The following is a 21,119-nucleotide window of genomic DNA, read 5'->3' as shown; positions in this document are numbered from 1 at the left end:
CTCTATTCTTATATGTTTTTATAATAAGCATAAAAAGGTGCCCCTCTATCAAAAGGATGATAATCTATCTCTATCTCATCAACTTTAGTAAAACCAAACTTTTCAAATAATCCTTGAGCAGGTTTATTGAGGGCAAATGTATCCGTTAAAATGACATGAATATCATGTTCATTTGCTAAGTCCATGGCAAATTGGAAAAGTTCAGTCGCAGCACCTTTATATTGTTTTGATCCAGCTAATCTGTGAATAACGTATGCTCCATTTCGATTAACAGGCCAATCAATGTCATCATACCACTCCGATTGGTTTTGGTCGATAACAATAAAACCATAAATTGTATGATCAACGTCTAAAACGTATAGTGTTTTATTTTCGATGTCTTCTTCAAAATGCTCTTTCGCGGGATATTCATCATCCCATTGGTTGTTGTTGAATTCTTCCATAATCTGTTTAGCCTCTTTGACTAATTGAGTAATACTAAGTAAATCATCTTTAGTTGCTAATCTAATCATCTTACTAAAACACCTCTTTTTTTAAATTTTAACGAGTAGTAACAATAAATTTAAATCATATTGATACTTTCAAGACTCAATCAATTAACGAAAATCTGAAAATGTTAAGAAATGATTGGGACCATACCTTAATAGGAATAACTTTTATAAAAGTTGTATTTCCAACTAATCAGAATTATCAGATATGATTAAGAGCCTGTACATATACTATATGTCTCAGGCTCTTAATTCAAACGTGAATGGTTATTAAATTTAAGAAATCCAACTCTTTAAGAATGATATTACACTTAAAGAGTTGAATGCGTTCTTTTCGTTTAATGGTTTTCTCGCAAGTTTATTTTAGTTTGTTTAGTAAATCGTTTAAAACAGTATCTTTTTTATTCGCTTTTTCAACAAGTTTTTCAGTAAATTTATCATTTGTTTTTTTATCAAAATTGCCATTAACTTTTAAATTATTGTCTTGTTGAAATGTTTTAATAGCGGATTCTAATTGTTCGTCAAATATGTTTGTTTCATTATCAATTTGATAACCTAAAGCTTTTAGACCTATTTTCATCGTTTTAACATTTTTATCTTTTTCACCCTGATGATAAGTTTTGTTATCTGGAATGACATTGAGTGATTGGTATTTTGGTGTTGAGATACTAACATCTGGTCTAATTCCTTTACCATGTATATAATGGCCATCAGGCGTTAGCCATTTCATCTCTGTATATTTAATTAATGAACCATCACTGAATTCACGAGTGGTCTGAACGATACCCTTACCAAATGTTTTAGAACCATAAACTTTAGCTTTATGATAGTCTTTCATAGCACCTGTAAACACTTCTGAAGCACTAGCTGATCCCTCATTAACTAAGATGGATACTTTCATATCTTTTGCTTGTTTTAGTGCTTGATTAGAAGTTTTTAATTCTTCCTTATCCTTACCTTTTTCCAATTGAACGACTGTATTTCCCTTATCAATAAAGATGTTTGCCATCTTGACTGCTTCATCTAATAAACCACCCGGATTATTTCTCAAATCTAAAATGATATGACGGACGCCTTGCTTATGCGCTTTTATGATTGCAGATTTGAGTTCACCAGAAGTATTGCTCTGGAATTTATTGATTGTTAAAACGCCTACATTGTCCTTTTTCTCATACTCTACACTCTTAACGTGAATGGTATCGCGTTTAATCTTAATATCCTTTTCTTGCGAACCACGTTTTATAGTTAAAGTAACATATGTTCCTTTTTTACCTCTGACCATTTTAACAACTTGATCAAGTGGTTTACCGACTACCGAATGATGATTCACTTGTGTGACGATATCTTTAGGTTGAATACCAGCTTTTTCTGCTGGTGAATCCTTCATTGGACTAGTAACACTTATCTGTTCATTTTTCTTTTGCATTTCGGCACCTATGCCAACGAAATCACCTGATACACCTTCATTAAATTGTTTTGTTTCTTCAGCAGTCATATATTCTGAATATGGATCTTTCAGTTCTTTAACCATACCATTTATGGCAGATTGAGTTAATTTATCAGAACTTTGCTTTTTGTAATAATCTTTATTAAGTGTTTGATAGACATATTCAATTTTTTTTAAATTTGCACGTTGTTCTTTATTTAAACCACTTTTTTGATGGCTAATTAAAATCGTTGATACTACAGTTATGATAGATGTTAAAAGAATAATGCCCAAAATAATGAGTATGAAATGCCATAATTTAATTTTTATTTGCTTGCTATTTTTAGACGGTGTTGACTTTGTATTATCATCTTGAGATGTTGCATGATTTTTTTGATGATCATTCATGGTATCACATCCTTATACGTTCATATTGAGTTATACAAAATATAAATTCATGGTTATATTTATACTTAATCATTAACAAGTTATTGAGGAATTTTCATCTTGTATGTATTCGAATATTTTTAATTATGATGTATGTAAGTAAAAATCACATGAGGCTTGAGTAGTACATGCTAAAAATTACTATATTAAACGTATGTTTCATTGAGAAAACAGTGTAATTATTCTGTGTACGTCAAACAAAAGTTATAACTAAAAAAGTGTAGAGTTTGAATCCCTTTACATTAAAACACCTGAGACAATGAGTCGTGTCCCAGGCTCTATCAATATTTATTAGTGAAAAGAATTTAAAACTTCAACCATTCCGTATAGTCATCATACAAGTCATCAAAGACAGACATTGGTAGGGTGAATTCGCTATGTGTCTCAATATATTCAGATAATGTATTAAAATCATCTTCGTGTTTTGGAAAGGCAAGGTCTTCAAAAATTTGCTCAGCAAAAACCCCTTTATCATCTTTTCTTCCACGCACGGTCATAATAAATTGATAAAATGAATAATTCTTAACCATTAGCTTACTGTCACATCAATAACTTGTGTTTCCCCTTTAACTACTGCTTGTACGTCTTCAATATGAATTGATTCAGTTTGATCAGAGTTTGTAATAATAATAGGGGAAATAATAGATTTTGCATTATTATTAATATATTCTAAGTCAAAACGTATAAGAGGATCACCTATTTTAATGTCATCCCCACTTTCAACAAGTACTTCAAACCCTTTGCCATCCAATTGAACGGTATCTAATCCGATATGAACTAATAACTCTAATCCATTTTCGGCTTTTAACCCTACAGCATGTTTTGTTGGAAAAACATTATCGACTTTGCCTTCAATCGGTGAAACAACCTCACCCTCTGTAGGATTAATACCAAAGCCTTCTCCCATCATTTTTTGCGCAAAGACTGGATCAGGAATATCTTCAATCTTGACATACTCACCTGTCAAAGGTGCGTAGATTTTAATGTTTTTGTCAATTTCTTTACCTTTTCCAAATAACTTTTTAAACATGTAAATGCACTCCTATTTTTTGAAATGTTTAATTAAATCTCCATATCCTAACTCTTCTAGTTTATCATAAGGTATAAACTGAATCGCAGCAGAGTTAATACAGTATCTTAAACCACCTTTTTCTTTAGGTCCGTCATTAAAAACATGCCCCAAGTGGCTATTCGCTTTTTCTGATCGAACTTCAGTTCTAATCATACCAAATGATTTATCAACAAGTTCTACGATTTCATCATCATTTAATGCTTTGGAGAAACTTGGCCAACCGCAATTAGATTCAAATTTATCCTCTGAAGTAAATAATGGTTTGCCGGACAATTTATCAACGTAAATTCCTTTTTCAAAGTGATTCCAATACTCGTTTTGAAACGGAGGTTCAGTACCATTTTCTTGAGTAACTAGATACTCCATGTCATTCAGTTCATCTTTGTTTTTTTTAATCATTTTGAGACCCCCAGTGTGATTCGATAAATGCTTTTCTACCAGATCCACGTTGGTATTGTTCATAATGCGTAGGATTCTTTTTGTAGTAATCTTGATGATATTCTTCTGCAGGATAGAAATTTTTATATGGTTTAATCGGTGTGATAACCGGTTTTTTAAAGATACCCTCTTCGTCAATTTGTTGTTTCTTTAACTCGGCAGCTTTGCGTTGATTCTCATCATGATAAAAAATGACAGGTTGATAGCTTTCACCCCTATCAAAGAACTGCCCTCCGTCATCAGTTGGGTCAAACGTTTTAAAATAAACGTCTAATATATTTTCAAATGTTGTAATATCAGGATCATATTCAATCTGTACAGCTTCCACATGCCCTGTTTGATTTGTGCATACCTGTTCGTATGTTGGATTTTCTACATGTCCTCCACTATATCCGGAAACGACTGATTTTATTCCAGGATATGAGGTGAAGGGTTTAACCATGCACCAAAAACAACCTCCAGCTAGTGTTGCATATGCCATGTTATATTCCCTCCTTAAGTTATCTGTTTGTTTAAATTTACGCTATATTGTCGGGAATTTAAAGTATTTAACTCAGAATCTTATATGTGATTTTGTGACAACTTAGTTCAACGTATCTCTTAATACCACAAGTCCAATAGCACCTTGTCCAGTGTGCGTCGAAATCACTGGAGTTGTTACATTAATATCAAATTGGTTAAAATCAAATGATTCTGTAAATGATTTTTTGATTTTATCAACGAAATCTTTAACGTTGGCGTGAGCAATCCCTATTGATTTAATTTTATGATCTTTAACAAAATCTGTAATTTCTTTTTTTAAATATTGGACACTAGAGTTTTGAGTTCTAGAATTATGCACTAGTTCAAGTTGACCATCTCTTAAAGTTCCGATTGGCTTAATTTTCATAATGTTTCCAATTAAACCTTTTGTTTTACTTATCCTGCCACCTTTAATGAGTTGATTAAGCTGACCGATAACCACAAACAGTTGCAAGTTATCACGTAATTGTGTCATTTCTTCCACTATTTTTTCTGTTGATGTACCTTGACTTATTAATTCAACAATTTGCTTAATTTGATAACCTAACCCAAACGAAATAGATTTAGAATCAATCACTGTGATATTACCATCTACCATATGACTCGCTTGAACAGCAGTATTATAAGTACCACTTAAACCTGACGAAAGATGAATACTTATAATTTCAACGTCATCTTGAGCTAATTGCTCATATGTTTCAATAAATCGACCAATAGGTGGTTGACTTGTTTTGACGTCTGCATCATTTTCAATATAATCGATATACTCACTTGAAGAGATATCAACTTGATCAGTGTAAGATTTTCCGTCGATTGTCAGGCTTAATGGTATAACATGAATGTTATGTTGTTTTAAATATTCATGTGATAAATCAGAGGTTGAATCTGTGACGATAATTTGTTTAGCCATAATTGCCTCCTATTCCCCTTTTCTACGCACTAAATGTAAGAATGTATGCGGTATAGTATTTTTTTCATCTAGTTGACCTTCCACTGAAGATTCGACCTCCCAGTTTTCGAATGTGTACGGTGGAAAGAAAGTGTCTCCTTGAAACTTCCTATCTATTACTGTGATATACATATCATCTACCTGGTCAATCATTGCTTCGAATAACGTTTGTCCTCCAAATATAAAAACATGACCAGATAACTCTTTAATTTCATCAAGAGAGTTTATAACATCTACCCCTTCATGGTGAAATGAAGCTTGGTTAGTGAGCACAACGTTACGTCTATTTGGCAGTGGTTTCCCGATAGAATTAAAAGTTTTTCGACCCATTACAAGTGTATTTCCAGTGGTCAGTTGTTTAACATGCTTTAAATCATTTGGTAAATGCCATGGTAATTGATTTTGGTACCCAATGACTCTTTGTTTATCGTGAGCGACAATTATTGATAATGTCATGGTATACCTCCTTTCTGTATGCGAAATATTAATGCATTTTTTATACCGCAATAGGTGCTTTAATAGCAGGGTGTGATTCATAATTTATCAATTCTAAATCTTCATAATTAATATCAAAAATTGATTTATCTGTATTAATTTTTAATTGAGGTGGTAGATAACTTTCTCTTGATAATTGAGTATGTATTGCATCCATATGATTGGAATAAATATGTGCATCTCCAAACGTATGAATGAATTCACCCACTTCAAGTCCACATTCTTTTGCAACAAGATGTGTCAATAAAGCATAACTTGCAATATTGAAGGGAACACCTAAAAATATATCAGCACTTCTTTGATATAATTGACAATTTAATTTACCCTCTTGTACATAAAATTGAAACATTGTGTGGCAAGGTGGTAATGCCATTGAATCGATTTCAGTAGGATTCCATGCTGAAACAATGTGTCGTCGAGAGTTTGGATTGTTTTTAATTTGTTGTATAACTGATTTTAATTGATCATAATGATTACCATTTTTATCTTCCCAATCTCTCCATTGTTTACCATAAACATTCCCTAGGTTGCCATATTTTTTAGCAAATGCATCATCGTTTAATATACGTTCTTTAAATTTTTTCATTTCTTCTTTATACTGCTCGTTAAATTCAGGGTCTTGCTGAGAACGATGTCCAAAATCTGTCATGTCTGGTCCATGATAATCATTAGACTGAACATAATTTTCAAAAGCCCATTCATTCCATATATTGTTATTATATTTAAGTAGGTATTGAATGTTTGTATCTCCTTTAATAAACCATAATAATTCAGTTGCTACTAATTTAAAAGAAACCTTTTTGGTTGTAAGTAAAGGAAACCCTTTGGTTAAATCGAAACGCAATTGATGCCCAAATTTGGAAATTGTCCCTGTATGTGTGCGATCATCGCGTCTATTCCCTATTTCTAATATCTCTTCGCATAAGCCATGATAAGCTTCGTCGAATGGATTATACATGCGTACAACTCCTTATAAAAATATGTATTATCTTAATGAACATTATACTAGAAAAGATGTATCGATAGAAGAGAGAGGGTTTTGAGTTTATAAAATTTTAAATCTTTTATGTAAAATATCTCATATAAAACAAATTAATAAATGGGAATGTGTTGAATTGGTTGTTCAATCTTGACAATATGAATTTGAGTTGTGAAATTTTCTTACATAAGATTTTTTAAAGACTCAATGGACTGTTTTTTTATAAAAAAACCGAGTCACAACAAATGTTGACTCGGGAATTTCAAATATGAAATGCAAGTAATTATGAATATTTTATTTCTATTGGAGTGAAAGAAGTCCATCCTCCATGAAATATGTTTTATCACAAAAATGAGTTAAACGTTCATCATGAGTAACAATCACACATGTTTTATTTCTTTCTTTCGTTTGTTCTTGAAGTATTTTCATTACAGCCATTGCATTATTCGTATCTAGTGAAGCGGTAGGTTCATCTGCTAGTATGATTGATGGATTTGTGTAGATAGCTTTAGCTATTGCCACACGCTGTTTTTGACCACCGGATATTTGATTTGGTAATTGATTGGTAATATCCGATAAATTTAGCTGTTTAACCAATTTTTGATATCCATCTTCACTTAATGTATCTTTTTTATATTTGCCAAGAAGTTTGAATTGTTGTTCGATTGTTAAAAAAGGCACGAGCTTCGTCGATTGTAATATAAAACCTATTTCGTTAATTCTTATTTTTGATAAGTGCTTTTCAGATAATATTGATATATTTTTGTTGTTGATGTAAATATTTCCTGAAGTAGGTCGTTGTAAGGCGCCAGCCATAGTTAAAAATGTACTTTTCCCTGAACCTGAGGGTCCCACAATAGCAATCAGTTCACCCTGAATTATTTTTAAATCGGTAGGTTTTACTGCCTGAATTATTTGATTGCCGTCTCTGAAAGATTTGCTCACTTGTTTGAACTCTAACATGTTTATGATTCCTTTCTATCCAATTGCTTTAAGTGGATTTATTTTTATTATAGACAGAACAGAAAATAGACTGCCTAATAAAGAAATAATGATAAGAACAATTCCATATATCAACATCGTTAATAAATTAAAATGAATTGGAACAACACTAGGCAAAAAGGTACCTGTTAATAGTGTTAAGAGAAATCCAATGATTGTTCCAATTAAAGATAATATGAAAGTTTGAGCAAAAACCATTTTTGCTAAATAGCCGTTGGTAAAGCCTTGTGCTTTAAGTACACCAAATAAGTGTGTTTTTTGGAGCGTTATAACATATAAGAATACGCCAATAACTGTTGCTGAAATTATAAATAAAAAAACGATCATAAAGTTCAAAGTTAAATTTTGAGCTTTATAGCCAGGAAGATTTTTAATAAACTGCGAGATTGAAATACTTTCTAAATCTTTGTTAAGTTTATGATTTTTCCAATTTGAGTCTTTGACTACTATGGCATTTGTTTTATCTTTTGATAATTTGGGATTAAGTTTCTCAATGGTTTTATTATTAGAGAATAGCACGGGTGAAGCATTATATTTAGCACTTTCTACAATACCTACCACTTTTAGCTTTTCATCTGATTGAGATAAAGATAAGATGTCACCTATTTTGAACCCCTTATCGGCTAGTGATTGATCAATGACTACTTCATTTGAACTTTCAACTTGATGACCTTTAATTATAGGAGGGATTAAAAATGATTTGTGTGTAACGCCGAAAAGTAACGCGTTTTCTTCGTGATGATGGTTTGAGATAATGACCCCTTGTTGTTTTAATGTGGTTGATTGTTCATAAGTATTTTGCACTTTGGATATATTGAATAAGGATTGCTCTACAGTTTGATTAGCATCTTTTTTTAATATGATAGCGTCTGCATTCCACTTTTCTATACCTTCAGTATTCATTTTAATAAGGCCGTTTGCAAGTCCAGACAGTAGGAATAATAAATAACTTATAAGTACTAATATGCCATGACTAAACTGAATTTAATTTTATTTCTTTTTATTTCATTCCAAGCTAAAAACATGAATGGTGCACCTCAATTTTTTACATAATCGTTGGTAGAGAAAGTAATCAAATAGAATGAGTTAAAGAACAATTACATTTAATATGTAAGTATGATTGTAATTGAAAAAAATAGGACAGGATTCATGTTGAATCGACTGTCCCACTCTAGTGAATGATATTAGTTTTAGTGATTCTTTGACATAGCTAGACAATATTAAGTTTATTGACAATTATCGTCAAAAGCATCTTTTAAATCCATAGCTATATCATTGATGTCGCGCCCTTCAATATGTTCTCGAGGTATAAAATGAACTAAATGTTGACCTTTAAATAATGCGTATGAGGGACTTGAAGGAACTTGTTGGATGTAATCTCTCATTGTTTGTGTTGCTTCTTTATCTTGACCAGCAAATACGGTTACTTTATGATCTGGTTTTACTTCATTTTGTTCTGCAACTGCAACAGCTGCTGGACGTGCTAATCCTGCAGCGCAACCGCATGTTGAGTTGATTACAACAAATGTTGTGTCATCATTATCTATATTTTGCATATACTGATTGACATCATCACTCGTTTCAAGACTTGTGAATCCATTGTCTGTTAATTCAGCTCTCATTTGTTGTGCAAGTTCTTTCATATAAGCTTCGTACCCATTCATCATAAAATGCTCCTCTACTATAAATTGTTTCTAATTGTACTATATAGAAAATTAATTGCTTTTAGCGAACGTGTTTTCTATTTGTGGTAATAATTCATTCCAGTTAGCGTTATCTTCTTTATCAATTGATATAAAATCCAAAACATAAAATATTGATTTAACACCTTCTATTTCAAATAATCGGTTAATAAATTCAGGTTGACCTTCTTGAGCGGCAGTATATGTTGTAGATGAGTTATCTTGACGTGGTTCACTCAAAGAAACTTTCATTGTATTATGATTAGGTGTTTCTGAAATTGCTATAATCTCCATGTGACATCCTCCTATTGTAACTCATTACCAATTTGTTTAATTTGTTTACCGACCGTGCATTCATTTATACAAAAATGATGTGCTTGTGTTTTACCGTGAGTTTTTCTATTGTGCTTTTTTAATGGACATTGGTGACAATAAATATTCATCAATTGGTCGATGTGTTGAATTGCTTGTTGTTCTGTATAAGTGAGTATAGCTTCCACTTCCCTTAGCTATAGACTATTTATAATATATACTCATTTCACATGTTTGTATTATAGCATTTATAAGTTGGGAATTTGAAATAATCAATTTTAGTTTTGAGAAAATTGATAACTTAGATGTTGGTTTAAGTTAATATTTATTTACTCTTCTTTTTTAGCATTGCATTAAAGATAAATTTTAAGTAAACTAGTATAGTTAATTTTGGCGGTTTCTAAACACCCGCTTTAACAAAATTTAGGAGGAAAATGATATGTATAATGAAATATTTGGTATTGCGTCATTTATTGTTACATTCGCTTTAATGGTACTGATGTATCGTTGCTTTGGTAAACAAGGACTAATTGCTTGGGTAGCAATAGGAACGATTATCGCTAATATACAGGTCATAAAAGCAGTTCATATTTTTGGTATTACGGCTACGCTTGGAAATGTCATGTTTGCTTCTATATATTTAGCTACTGATATATTAAATGACATCTATGGTCGTAAAGTTGCTAAAAGAGCAGTGTGGCTTGGTTTCTCTTCAACCTTAGTAATGATTATAGTCATGCAAATGTCATTGCATTTTATTCCTGCTCCAGTAGACAATGCGCAAAACTCATTAAAAATGATTTTTGATTTAGTGCCTAGAATTGCTATTGGTTCCATTATTGCTTATATCATAGGCCAACATATTGATGTATTTATATTCAGTATGATTAAAAAGATATTTAGCTCTGATAAAACCTTTATTATTAGAGCATACGGTAGTACCATTTTAAGTTCTATTATTGATACCGGTTTATTTGTTTCAATTGCTTTTATTGGTACTATGCCAGGTACTGCTGTTTTTGAAATATTTATTACAACTTACCTGTTAAAATTAGTGTCAACAATTTTTAATGTACCATTTGGATATATTGCTAAGTCACTATATCGAAAAGGAAAGATAGAACAATTAGATAATGGGTATTAATATTTATTGTATTCGATATGTAGATATACAAAAAAACGAAACAGAATTCCTTGTGCTGAACTAGCTTCGAAATTCAATTTGATTTGTCCGTAGAAATTCCAAGTGAAATTTTCAATGATAGGACGTACGACCAAAGTTAAATAAATCTTAATATAAGGGCTCAATATAGACATCAATGCCTTATTTGTTAGCAGAACCTGTAGTATATATGTTATCTTAGGTTCTGTTTGTTTTTGATTTAATTTTTAGCGTTTTGTCTTTTTAGTTTGATACAATAAAATAGATACATTTTAGCGAGTAGACAATTCTGAAGAGGAGTAAAAGTAATGGCTAAAATACATTTTGATGCTGCGACTAAAGGAAATCCCGGCCGAAGTGCTTGTGCGATTATTATAAAAGAAAATTCACAAAGATATGCATTTACGCATGATTTAGGTGAAATGGATAATCATAGTGCAGAATGGGCAGCAATGTTGCACGCTTTGGAACATGCACGCGAATTAAAAGTATCTAACGCGTTACTTTATACTGATTCAAAATTAATTGAAGATAGTATGCTACAAGGTAAAGTTAAAAATGCTAAGTTTAAAGTTTATTTTGAAAACATAGAAATCTTAGAGCAAAGTTTTGATTTGATGTTTGTGAAATGGATTCCACGAAAACAAAATAAAGAAGCGAATCAACTTGCTCAACAAACACTATACAAACTTACATCACAATAATCTAAAGTGTTAATATGATATATTACGTATTTAATTGTTTGTTCAACCTCACCAATAAGATTTCGGCTTTGAAAAGCTTATTATAATACGTTCATACTCAATAATCGATGATTAACACAAAAACAAGCCCGAGACATTAAGTCCCGGGCTTGTTCTGTGTTAAAGATATATTTTACTTTTTAGAACGCTTTTTGTTTTTTACAACTTTTTTAGTTGATCGAGGGGTTTTCTTCTTTTTAGAAGCAACTTTCTTCTGTTTTGTATCATTGTTATCACTATTTAGTTTACGTTTAACGACGGGGATTGAATGAATATCCTCTTCACTCAATTGCTTTTCTTTAGATTTCTTACGTTTAGCAACTGGAATTGAATGTTTGTCATCGTTTTGTATTTGTTCTTCTTTATCTATTTTACGCTTAGTTATTATCATTGGATCTATTTTATCAGTATCTGAAAGACGAATGTCTTTGCGATGATTTTTTATCGATTGTTTTTCTTCTTCTTTTTTACGTCTTTTAGCTAAAACTAACCAGAAACTAGAAAGTAAACCAGTTAATGTGATAACACCTACAGTTTTGCCAAAATTATCAACTAAATGTTTGAATAGGCTATCATTATCATTCTTATGAAGTTTTGGTTGCTGTGTCTCTTTATTGGTTTTACCTGGTTCAACACCCGTTCCTTTTAGAACTTCTTTGAATGTTTCAGTTTGTACGATATGGTTTGCAACATCCGTTTCTCTTAATCTAGCATCAAATTTTGATTGAAGATAATTAAAGTTATGCAAAGAATCCTTGAAGGATTGATTTGTAATATTTACATTTACTTTCATGATTTGCTCTATACCTTGTAACAATGCTTTGTGTACATCTTGTACGGTATGTGCATCACGAATTGAATTCATCGTTTCTAGTTGAATTTGTTTAATTCTATCAAGTGCCCATTGTTTTATAAAGTAAGAAGCAGATTGATTATTTAGTATTTGCTGAGTTTTATTTATTACAACATATCCTAATTTATGTTCTGCTATATGTTTTTCACCTAGTAAATGTGCCTTGTTTATAATATGTTCATATCTATTATTAAACTCTTGATGTAATTGATTTAATTCTACTAAATTATGAGCATAATCGACTTTTGCTAAAAATTCTTTTTGTAGTGCAGTTAACTGTTTATCAAACTGAGTTTTTTCTTTAGAAGTCAAACCTTTTATTGTTTCGATTTCTTTGAAACCATTTTGGATTTGAGTATTAACATCAGTAATGATATCCTTTTTAGCTTTATTTAGCGTAAAGCGTTTAGGATCAAATTGATCTATTTCTTTAAAATCAGTTCGTTTTACTGTTTCAATATCTTTAATCGATTTTGAATGATTCACTTTATCGATAGCTTGCTTTTTCAATCTTTCAATTTCAGCTTTTGCATCTTCACGTTGAATAGACGTTAATTCGTTATTAGAATCTATATCTTTGATTTTTTGTTTTACCAGAACATCAATTGTTTTTATAGCATCATTTTTAGCTATTTGTAATTCTTTTTCTACAACTTTCACTGGAACATTTACAGTGATATATGAGCCATCAGCTAACATAACCTTAACTATAGCGGTTAAGTGATCAGCTACTTTATCAGTCTTTGGTAATGAAACAATATTTGCTTTAAGTTCATCAGTTAAAGTCATAGCTCCAATTATAGCTTCTAATGAAATCGTTTCATCTCTGTGAACAACCACCTCACTTGTTACTAGAGCATTTTGAAGGCTCAATTCAGGTAGTTCAAAAACTAATGGTTGTTGATCAGTATCCCAAATAACAATATGAGCTAAAGTATTAAATGCATGCTCTTTATTGTTACTGATATCATCAATTGAATTAGAATTTTCGATATGTTGAAGTGCATCTTTTTCTGTTTTATCAATATCTGCTAAAGCATGTGCTTTTTGAGAAGGTGTTAAATCAGTGTTGTTATTTATTGCATCTCGTTTCTTTTGTGATAACTCTTTTATCACTTGTTTAGCTTCTGCTTTGGCGATAATTAATTTTTTAGTAGTATCAATGATTCCATCTAGTTTTGTTGTAGCATTTTCTATTTGTTGTTTATTTATAGCTTGATGAATTTCATTCTTAATTTCATTTACTAACTTCTTAATTTGAGATATTAGTTTATTTTTTTCTTCATTTGATAAGTTTGGATTTTGACTAATTAAGTGATTTATATTTTCAACTTTTTGGTCAATCATTTGATTAGCATCTAGTTTTGCTTTAGGTAATTCATCTGCATGTATGTGTTCAATTGCAGATTGCCCTTCATCTTTTGCTTGATTAACTAAATCATTTGATGTTGCGTCATTAATATTAGAAAGCGCTTTTCTAGCTTCCTCATTTACCATTTGTTTAGCTTGATCTTTAGAATTTGATGTTGCATTAGCATGTTCAATTTCATCAAGTTGACGTTTAAGCGTTTCTTTAATGTCATTATGTGCTTTTGCTTGAGCATCTTTAAGTCTTGCGATTCCATTTAAAAGTGCTCTAGCATCATCCATATTTTGAATCATACCAATTATGATATTAACGTCTTTATTTGTACCGTTTTCTTTGTCAAGAACATTATTCGCTAAGTTGATAGCGTAATCATATTGTAATTTTAGGTCTTCATCGGCATTTAAATATTCGATGTTGTCTTTTGTAGTTGCTGTTAATTGAGTTACATGTTCTTTTAAACTTTGCATAGCATCATTTAATTCAATTGCATTATCAACAATTTGGTTAATAATTTTAATGTCTTTAGACGCTCTAATCTGATTAATTACTGCAGCTTTTTGAGCATTATTAAGTATATCTAATTCTTTAATAATATATACTTCAGATTTTTGTTGATGTTCTTTTAGACGTTGTTCACCATTTAATTGATCTTTTGCATTATCTATTTGTGTTAAAAGATGCTGAATGTCATTGATATTGACATTTGTACCGCTATTTTTATTTAACACGCCTTTAGCTTCTTTTAAAGCTTTGTTAAATTGACGTTTTAAATTATAATCAGCATTTCTATAATTTAAACTTGCCTTAACGGAATTTACTAAGGTTTTAAGTTGATCTCTCAATAATTTCATTTTATCGTTTAATTCTAACGTTGATTGAGTGAGCTGAGATAACTCTGTTAAAGTATTTGCTGCATTTACCTTGTTTGTGACATCTTCAAGTTGCGCTTTATTTAAATCTTTTAATCCTTTTATTAATTTTAGATCTTTGCTTTTCTCAGTTGCAAGTCGTTGTTCACCATTTAATGCATTTTTTGTATCGTAAATGGCTTGACTAAGGCCTAATACTTCTTCAATCGTTGCTGGATTTTCTGAAGTTTTAGAGCTTGTTGCACTTGCTTGTTGTAGTGCCTCATCAAATTCAATTTGTAAATTCTTATCTGCATTAATATAATTCACACTATTTGGAACAGAAGATGAATTACTTTCTATAGTATCTTGTAAGTCTTTCATTGCATTATCTAAATCACTAGCATTAGATAATGTATTTGCTAAAGATGATAAATCATCAGAGTTGTGAATATTATTTTCAGCAATATGACGTTGTGCATCATTGATATAAGATAAAGATTGTACATATTGAATTGCTTTATCTTTAGCTTTTGATAAACGTTGGATACCATTTAAAGCATCTTTAGTATCCTCAATCACTTGTTTGAGTCCCTCAATTTGTATTTCATCTAAGTTTTTACCAGTTTCTTTTGCAAGTACTTTTCGAGCATTACTTAAAGCATGGTCAAATTGTTGTTTTAAATCTTCATCTGAATTTATATAATTTGAGCTTGCTTGGACAGGAAGAGCTTGATTATTAAGTGCATCTCTTAAAGATTTCATTGCATCATTTAAATCAAATGCTTGATTCACGATTCTAGACAATTGTGCAATAGAATTAGTATTCATAATTTCATCGTTTGCATGTGTGAATTGAGCTTTATTAATAAATTTTAAACTATCAATTAGTTTTTCTGCTTTTGATTTTGCAGCTGTTAAACGTTCAATACCATTTAGTGCATCTTTAGTCTTGAATATATCATCTTTAAATGTATCAATTGAATTGAAATCTAAGTTCTGACCTTGAGTTTTGTTAAGCACATCACGTGCATTGTTGATAGCTTGCGTAAAGTTATCTTTGCGTTGGTTGTCGGCGTTAATGTAATTTATACTTGCTTTGGTTTGAGCATAGTTATTAACGATTGCCTTAGCTAATTCACCCATAATGTCATTGAGGTTTGTACCTTCGTTGACAAGATGTTCTAATTCTAATAAATCATGCGATTGCGTTACTTTATCCTCTAAAGCGGACTTTTGAGCATTGTTTATTTTATCTAGTGATTTGATATATTCTAAAGCTCGTGGTCTAGCATAATTTAATCTTTCAAAACCATTTAACGATGTTTCTGCATTTATTAATTGTTGTAACGCCTGTTTTGCTTCATTTTGGGTTGCGTTAGTTTTTTGTATATCTTGTCCATGTTCTAGTGCTTCATCATAAGCGATAATTTTGTCGTCGTCGGCTTGTCTATAATTATCACTATTTTCAACAGAATCAGCATGATTAATGAATTGTTCTAATTTACCCATTACTTTGTTTAATGCCTGAGCATTGTTACTAGCAGTAGCGATTTCTTCTAGTTTTGTTGCGTTTTTAACACTTTCTTTCGCAGTTTGTTGTTGTAATGAATTAAGATGTGTTAATTGGTCAATTGTTTGATTAGCATGAGCTTTAGATTCTTCAACTCGCTGATCACCATTTAGATTTTCTGATGCTTGAGTTAATTGTTCTAGTGCTTGTTGTACTTGATCTAAACTTACATTTGAGCCATTTATTTTATCAATGATAGCTTGAGCATGTGAAACAGTTTGGTCTACTTTTTCCTTTTTATCCTCTGAAGCTTCAGTGTAATTAGGCAAAGTAGTATCTGTAATCACTACTTGAGTTTTATCTTCAAGTGATTTCATGGCTTCATCTAGGACTTTAGCTTGTTGCAGAAGTTGCTTAACTTCAGTTCTTAAAGCTGCGTGAGAAATCATATCTTTTAAAGATTGCTTTTGTGCATTATTAAGATAATTCATATGTTTAACTTCATCATTTGCATTTGATTTGTCATATGATAGTTTTTCTGCACCAAATAGTATTTTTTCGTTAGCTAAGACATTATCTTTAACAATATCGACCTTATATGGTTCTAATGTTGGATTTGTTGTCTGATTAAGTAGTTGTTCAGCATCAGCAATAACTCGATCGTATTGTTGTTGATATTTTGAATCTTCATTTAAATATTTACTATCGTTCAATATATTATTTTTATGAGCAACTACTTGTTGTAGTGCTTCCATAGCTTTATCAAGAGCTTGAGCATTATCTAAGTTCTTCGCAACTTGTTCGCGTGTTGTAGCATTTGTATTCGCATTTATCATGACATCGCGTTGAGCAACGTTAAGATGAATTAGACCATTAATTGCATTAGCAGCATCTTGTTGTGCATGAGTAAGTTTCTGATCACCATGTAAGTTATTTTGAGCAGTTTCAAGTTCATGAGTTATGCTATTGATTACTGTTGGATCCATTTCAGGATTTGTTTGTCTATGAATGATTGAATCAACATGATTTATAGCTTGTTGATAGGCCTCTTTTTCGGGTTGATCTTCGTTAATGAATCGACTACTATCTAACACTTTATCTACATTTTTATAAACTTTGTTAAGTGCTTTCATTGAATGATTTAATAATTTTGCTTTTTCAATCGCTTGCGCAACTTCTGTTCTCGTTTTAGCAGTATATATTTGATTAGATATTGAACTGCTTTGTTGTGATGTTAAATCATCCAATTTACTTAATTCTTTATCAGCTAAATCGATAGTTTGATAAAGTTTTTGTTTACCTCTGAGTTGTTTTTTCGCTTGATTAACTTCGTTGATAGCATGCTCTATATCTTCAATAGATAACGTTGGATTTACTGTTTCGTTAAGTATTTCTGTCACATGATTAACGGCGTTATCATATGTTTCTTTAACATCAGGGTCTTCGTTAATATAGTTACTTGACTGTTTAACTTGCTCTTTATCTTTGATACTTTCTTCTAAATTCTCCATGACTTGATCGAGTAGTTTTGCTTGGCCAATAATAGCAGCAACTTCAGTTCTGGTAACTGCGCTATTAATTTTCTCATTTAATACGTTTTGTTGTGCTTGATTTAAGTGCGTCAATGTAGGTATAGATTGATGTGCGTTTTGCTTATCAGCTTCTAATAATTCAACGCCATTTAAGTCATTATTCGCTTGATTTACAGCATCCGTTAGTTGCTTAATTATTTCTTTATCCAGTGTTGGATGTTGTTCATTGATAATATTTTCGACTTCTCTAACTGCATGATTATATTGCTCTTTTTTATCATCACTTGCATTAATATATTTGCTCTCTTGTCTTACAGTTGATTGATTTTGAATGCTGTTTCTTAAATGCTTCATAGCATCATTTAGAGCTTGCGCACTTTGAAGTTGTTCAGCTACTTTTTCTCTTGTTTGAGCTTTATTAACCAATCTATTTATGGCATCTCTTTGTGGTGCATTTAAATCGTTTAAACTATTAATCAATAAGTTTGCATTTTCTTTTGCTTGTTGTAATTTATGTTCTCCATCGAGTGCATTGATGGCATGCTTTATATTATTGATTGCATTCTCTATTTCGTCATGAGACATCGTAGGGTTTGCTACTTGATCAATGATTGATTGTGCATGATTAACTGTATCGTTGTACATATTTTGAGGTGCACTATCCTCGTTTATATAATTGTTTGATTGTCTCACAATATCTTGCTGAGCAACGATATCTTTAAGTTTTTTCATATCATTATTTAAAGCTTTCGCTTTGTTATAGATATTATTTACTTGTGAAACTATAGTTGCTTGTTCAATTTCATGAGTTAATGCTTCTTTTTGAGCTTGATTGAGGTTATCTAAGTGATTGACTGCAAAAGTTTTTGAATTTTTATTGTCATTCAATTCACGTTCACCATGAAGTGCATCTTTAGAAGTTTTTACATTTGATGTTGCACGTTCCACCTCTAAAGGATTCATAGTTGGATTAGATGTTTGATTGATTATTTGTTTTACACGATCGACGGCATTGTTATATGCAGTTTGTTTACCAACAGTTTCATTAATGTAGTTACTTGTTTGTTTAACATTATTTTCATCAGTGATACTTTGACGTAAAGTATTCATTGAATCGTTTAAAGCTTGTGCTTTATGAATTACTTGATGTACTTCAGAACGGGTATGAGTTTGTTGAATTTCTTGATTTAATTGTTCTTTTTGAGCTTGGTTTAGACCAGCCATTTGATTAATAGTATTGATGGACTGTTGTTGAGCTTGTTCTAGTTTTTGTTCGCCATGTAAATCATTTTTAGCTTCAGTAATTTTATCAGCAATAGTGTTAATATTAGCTGGAGACAAATTTGGATCTGTTTGTTCAGCAACTATGTTTTTACCTCTATCTGTATATTCATCAAAGTTAACTTGTTGAGAAGTATCCTCATTAATATAATTACTCGTTTGTTTTACTGCGTCATTACCAGTTAAAGCATCTTCTAATTTTTTCATCGCTTCATTAAGTTGATTTGCTAATTGAACTACTTTTTGTACTTCTGGTCTAGAATTAGAGTTTTGAACTTTAGTTTCAAGATTACTTCTTTGCGCTTGATTTAAGTGATTTAACGCATTTAATGTTGCTTGAGCGTTTGTCTTGTCATTAGCAAGTTTTTGATCACCATGTAAATTATCTTTAGTTTGTTTAACTTCATTTAGTACACTTTGAATCGCATCAATTGCCATTACTGGTGTTGGTTGATCATTAATGATATTTTTAGCTTTATTAACAGCTTGATTATAAACATTTTGCTGTTCAGAATCTTCATTGATGTACTTACTACTTTGTAAAACTTCAATATTATCAGCAATAGAATCTCTAAGTGCTTTCATTATATTATTTAATTGTTTAGCACTTGCAATTTTTTCTCCTACTTGATTTCTTGTTGATGCACTGAAAATATGATCTAAAATCGTATCTTTTTGCCCGTTCGTCAAGCTATTCAGATTTTGTAGTTGTTCTGAAGCTTCTTTTTTATCTTCTAATAGTTTATTACTACCATGTAAATCATTAAGTGCTTGTTTAATATTTGTAATAGCTTGATCTATTTGATTTTTATCCATGATAGGAGGATGAGCAGTTATCAAATCTTTTGCTGCTTGAATTGCATGATTATAAGCATCCTGTTGGCTAGAATCTTCATTAATGAAATCACTATTTTGTTTTACTGTATTGTCATTGTTAACAATTTGTTGTAGTTGATTCATAGAGTTATCTAACTGTTTAGAGTTATTTACTATATCATCTACCTGTTGTTTAGTTTGAGCTTGATTAATTAAATCATGTTGTTTATCTTTTTGTGCTTGTGTTAATCCTTGCAAATGTTCGATGCTTTGATTTCCATCTGACTTAGCCTCTACTAATTTAGATTGCCCATTTAAATTATTTTCAGCATTTTTAATCGTTTGAGTTGCTCGATTTATTACATCTTTATTAAGCTCTGGTGGTTGAGTAGTTGTAATAATTTGAGAACCATAATTTAACGCAGAATTGTAATTTGCTTGAAGACCACTATCAGCATTTATATATTTACTATCAGCCTTGATTTGTTCTTTTTTATCTATTTCAGTTTTCAGTGCTTTCATAGCTTCATTAAGTTCTTTTGCTTTTTGTAAGGCTTCTTGAACTTCTGGTTTGGTTGATGCTTGGTTAACTAATGTTTTTTCAGCAAGAACCTGTCCTGGATTTAATGCTTGTAAATGATCAATTTCAGCAACAGCTTGATTTTTAGCCTCTTGAAGTTTTTGCTCACCATGTAAACTTTCTCTAGCGTTTTGCAATTCTAATAAAGCATCTTCAATTGTAGCTTTATCTAAAGTGCTAGTTGGAACGCCATTGATAATGTCTTTAGCTTTTTGAAGTGCATTACTATATTCATTTTGTGCCGCTTCATCTGCATTGATAAAGTCGCTTAATTTTTTAACACTGTTTTCAAGAGCAACTTCATTCTCAAGTTGACGCATAGCTTCATTAAGTGATTTAGCATGATTTAAATCATTAGAAACTTCAGTTCTTGAAGGCGCAGAATTAATCTCATCATGCTCACTTTGTCTTTGAGAATTGTTTAGATTTGTTAAATAGTTTAATTCATTATTTGCATCTTGTTGTGCTTTTTGTAATTTTTGCTCACCATGTAAATCGTTTTTAGTTAATTGAATGTTTTGAATGGCATCTGCTATTTTATTGTTGTTTAAAACATCATCCGTAGAACCGTTTAATATTTCTAGACCTTTTTGAATGGAGTCATTATAAA

Annotated in this window: 16 protein-coding genes and 1 pseudogene (1 of these 17 running past the window's edge); 2 read left to right on the top strand and 15 right to left on the bottom strand. The window is 31.0% G+C overall.

The window, feature by feature from the left end; genetic code table 11:
* Positions 1 to 8: 8 nt before the first annotated feature.
* The 14 genes and pseudogenes from ACVBFA_RS00775 to ACVBFA_RS00710 all read right to left on the bottom strand — a co-directional run bounded on the left by ACVBFA_RS00775 (position 9) and on the right by ACVBFA_RS00710 (position 10,000).
* A complete protein-coding gene (locus ACVBFA_RS00775; RefSeq protein WP_002446437.1) occupies positions 9 to 512 on the bottom strand; it encodes a GNAT family N-acetyltransferase in 504 nt (167 codons plus the stop codon).
* A gap of 334 nt (positions 513 to 846) precedes the next feature.
* On the bottom strand, positions 847 to 2,322 hold the full coding sequence (locus ACVBFA_RS00770) for a S41 family peptidase (RefSeq protein WP_002489972.1): 1,476 nt from the start codon (positions 2,320 to 2,322) through the stop codon (positions 847 to 849).
* 344 nt (positions 2,323 to 2,666) lie between these two features.
* A complete protein-coding gene (locus ACVBFA_RS00765; RefSeq protein ID WP_001831241.1) occupies positions 2,667 to 2,891 on the bottom strand; it encodes a YozE family protein in 225 nt (74 codons plus the stop codon).
* Positions 2,891 to 3,391, bottom strand: a complete 501-nt coding sequence (locus ACVBFA_RS00760; RefSeq protein WP_002446439.1) for a PTS sugar transporter subunit IIA — start codon at positions 3,389 to 3,391, stop codon at positions 2,891 to 2,893. Before ACVBFA_RS00760 ends, ACVBFA_RS00765 begins: the two co-directional genes overlap by 1 nt.
* 12 nt (positions 3,392 to 3,403) lie before the next feature.
* Positions 3,404 to 3,832 carry a peptide-methionine (R)-S-oxide reductase MsrB gene (gene msrB / locus ACVBFA_RS00755; RefSeq protein WP_002490000.1) on the bottom strand — a complete coding sequence of 143 codons (429 nt, stop codon included), beginning with the start codon at positions 3,830 to 3,832 and terminating at the stop codon, positions 3,404 to 3,406.
* Positions 3,825 to 4,352: a peptide-methionine (S)-S-oxide reductase MsrA gene (msrA, locus tag ACVBFA_RS00750; protein WP_002457665.1), complete on the bottom strand. Its 528-nt coding sequence runs from the start codon at positions 4,350 to 4,352 to the stop codon at positions 3,825 to 3,827. The genes msrB and msrA overlap by 8 nt, the downstream gene beginning before the upstream one ends.
* A 102-nt stretch (positions 4,353 to 4,454) precedes the next feature.
* Positions 4,455 to 5,303 carry a fatty acid kinase binding subunit FakB2 gene (gene fakB2 / locus ACVBFA_RS00745; protein WP_002446442.1) on the bottom strand — a complete coding sequence of 283 codons (849 nt, stop codon included), beginning with the start codon at positions 5,301 to 5,303 and terminating at the stop codon, positions 4,455 to 4,457.
* 9 nt (positions 5,304 to 5,312) lie between these two features.
* A complete protein-coding gene (dfrC, locus tag ACVBFA_RS00740) occupies positions 5,313 to 5,798 on the bottom strand; it encodes a trimethoprim-sensitive dihydrofolate reductase DfrC (RefSeq protein WP_126122262.1) in 486 nt (161 codons plus the stop codon).
* Between the two features lie 40 nt (positions 5,799 to 5,838).
* Positions 5,839 to 6,795: a thymidylate synthase gene (locus ACVBFA_RS00735; RefSeq protein WP_002446444.1), complete on the bottom strand. Its 957-nt coding sequence runs from the start codon at positions 6,793 to 6,795 to the stop codon at positions 5,839 to 5,841.
* A 321-nt stretch (positions 6,796 to 7,116) separates the two neighbouring features.
* Positions 7,117 to 7,779 carry an ABC transporter ATP-binding protein gene (locus ACVBFA_RS00730; RefSeq protein ID WP_447158756.1) on the bottom strand — a complete coding sequence of 221 codons (663 nt, stop codon included), beginning with the start codon at positions 7,777 to 7,779 and terminating at the stop codon, positions 7,117 to 7,119.
* 15 nt (positions 7,780 to 7,794) lie between these two features.
* Positions 7,795 to 8,843: pseudogene (locus ACVBFA_RS00725) on the bottom strand (ABC transporter permease).
* A 201-nt stretch (positions 8,844 to 9,044) separates the two neighbouring features.
* Positions 9,045 to 9,482, bottom strand: a complete 438-nt coding sequence (gene brxA / locus ACVBFA_RS00720; protein ID WP_002457670.1) for a bacilliredoxin BrxA — start codon at positions 9,480 to 9,482, stop codon at positions 9,045 to 9,047.
* A gap of 51 nt (positions 9,483 to 9,533) precedes the next feature.
* Positions 9,534 to 9,794, bottom strand: a complete 261-nt coding sequence (locus ACVBFA_RS00715; protein WP_001831110.1) for a NifU N-terminal domain-containing protein — start codon at positions 9,792 to 9,794, stop codon at positions 9,534 to 9,536.
* A gap of 11 nt (positions 9,795 to 9,805) precedes the next feature.
* On the bottom strand, positions 9,806 to 10,000 hold the full coding sequence (locus tag ACVBFA_RS00710; protein WP_002446447.1) for a zinc-finger domain-containing protein: 195 nt from the start codon (positions 9,998 to 10,000) through the stop codon (positions 9,806 to 9,808).
* Positions 10,001 to 10,251: 251 nt separating this feature from the next.
* Here ACVBFA_RS00710 and ACVBFA_RS00705 point away from each other — a divergent pair, with 251 nt between their 5' ends.
* Together ACVBFA_RS00705 and ACVBFA_RS00700 are read left to right on the top strand one after the other, a co-directional pair.
* On the top strand, positions 10,252 to 10,956 hold the full coding sequence (locus tag ACVBFA_RS00705; protein WP_002446448.1) for a queuosine precursor transporter: 705 nt from the start codon (positions 10,252 to 10,254) through the stop codon (positions 10,954 to 10,956).
* Positions 10,957 to 11,282: 326 nt separating this feature from the next.
* Positions 11,283 to 11,678 carry a ribonuclease HI family protein gene (locus ACVBFA_RS00700; protein ID WP_002446449.1) on the top strand — a complete coding sequence of 132 codons (396 nt, stop codon included), beginning with the start codon at positions 11,283 to 11,285 and terminating at the stop codon, positions 11,676 to 11,678.
* Positions 11,679 to 11,850: 172 nt separating this feature from the next.
* On the opposite strand, the gene ebh is transcribed toward ACVBFA_RS00700, so the two are convergent.
* On the bottom strand, positions 11,851 to 21,119 hold the 3' portion of the coding sequence (gene ebh, locus ACVBFA_RS00695; protein WP_447158755.1) for a hyperosmolarity resistance protein Ebh. 21,178 nt of this gene lie beyond the right edge of the window; the window shows 9,269 of its 30,447 coding nt (coding positions 21,179–30,447); its start codon lies beyond the right edge, outside the window — the gene reads right to left on this strand; it ends in the stop codon at positions 11,851 to 11,853.

The organism is Staphylococcus sp. MSU001, from assembly GCF_052976705.1.
The sequence above is the reverse complement of the archived record's forward strand: the minus strand, read 5'-3'. Positions and strand labels throughout refer to the sequence as shown.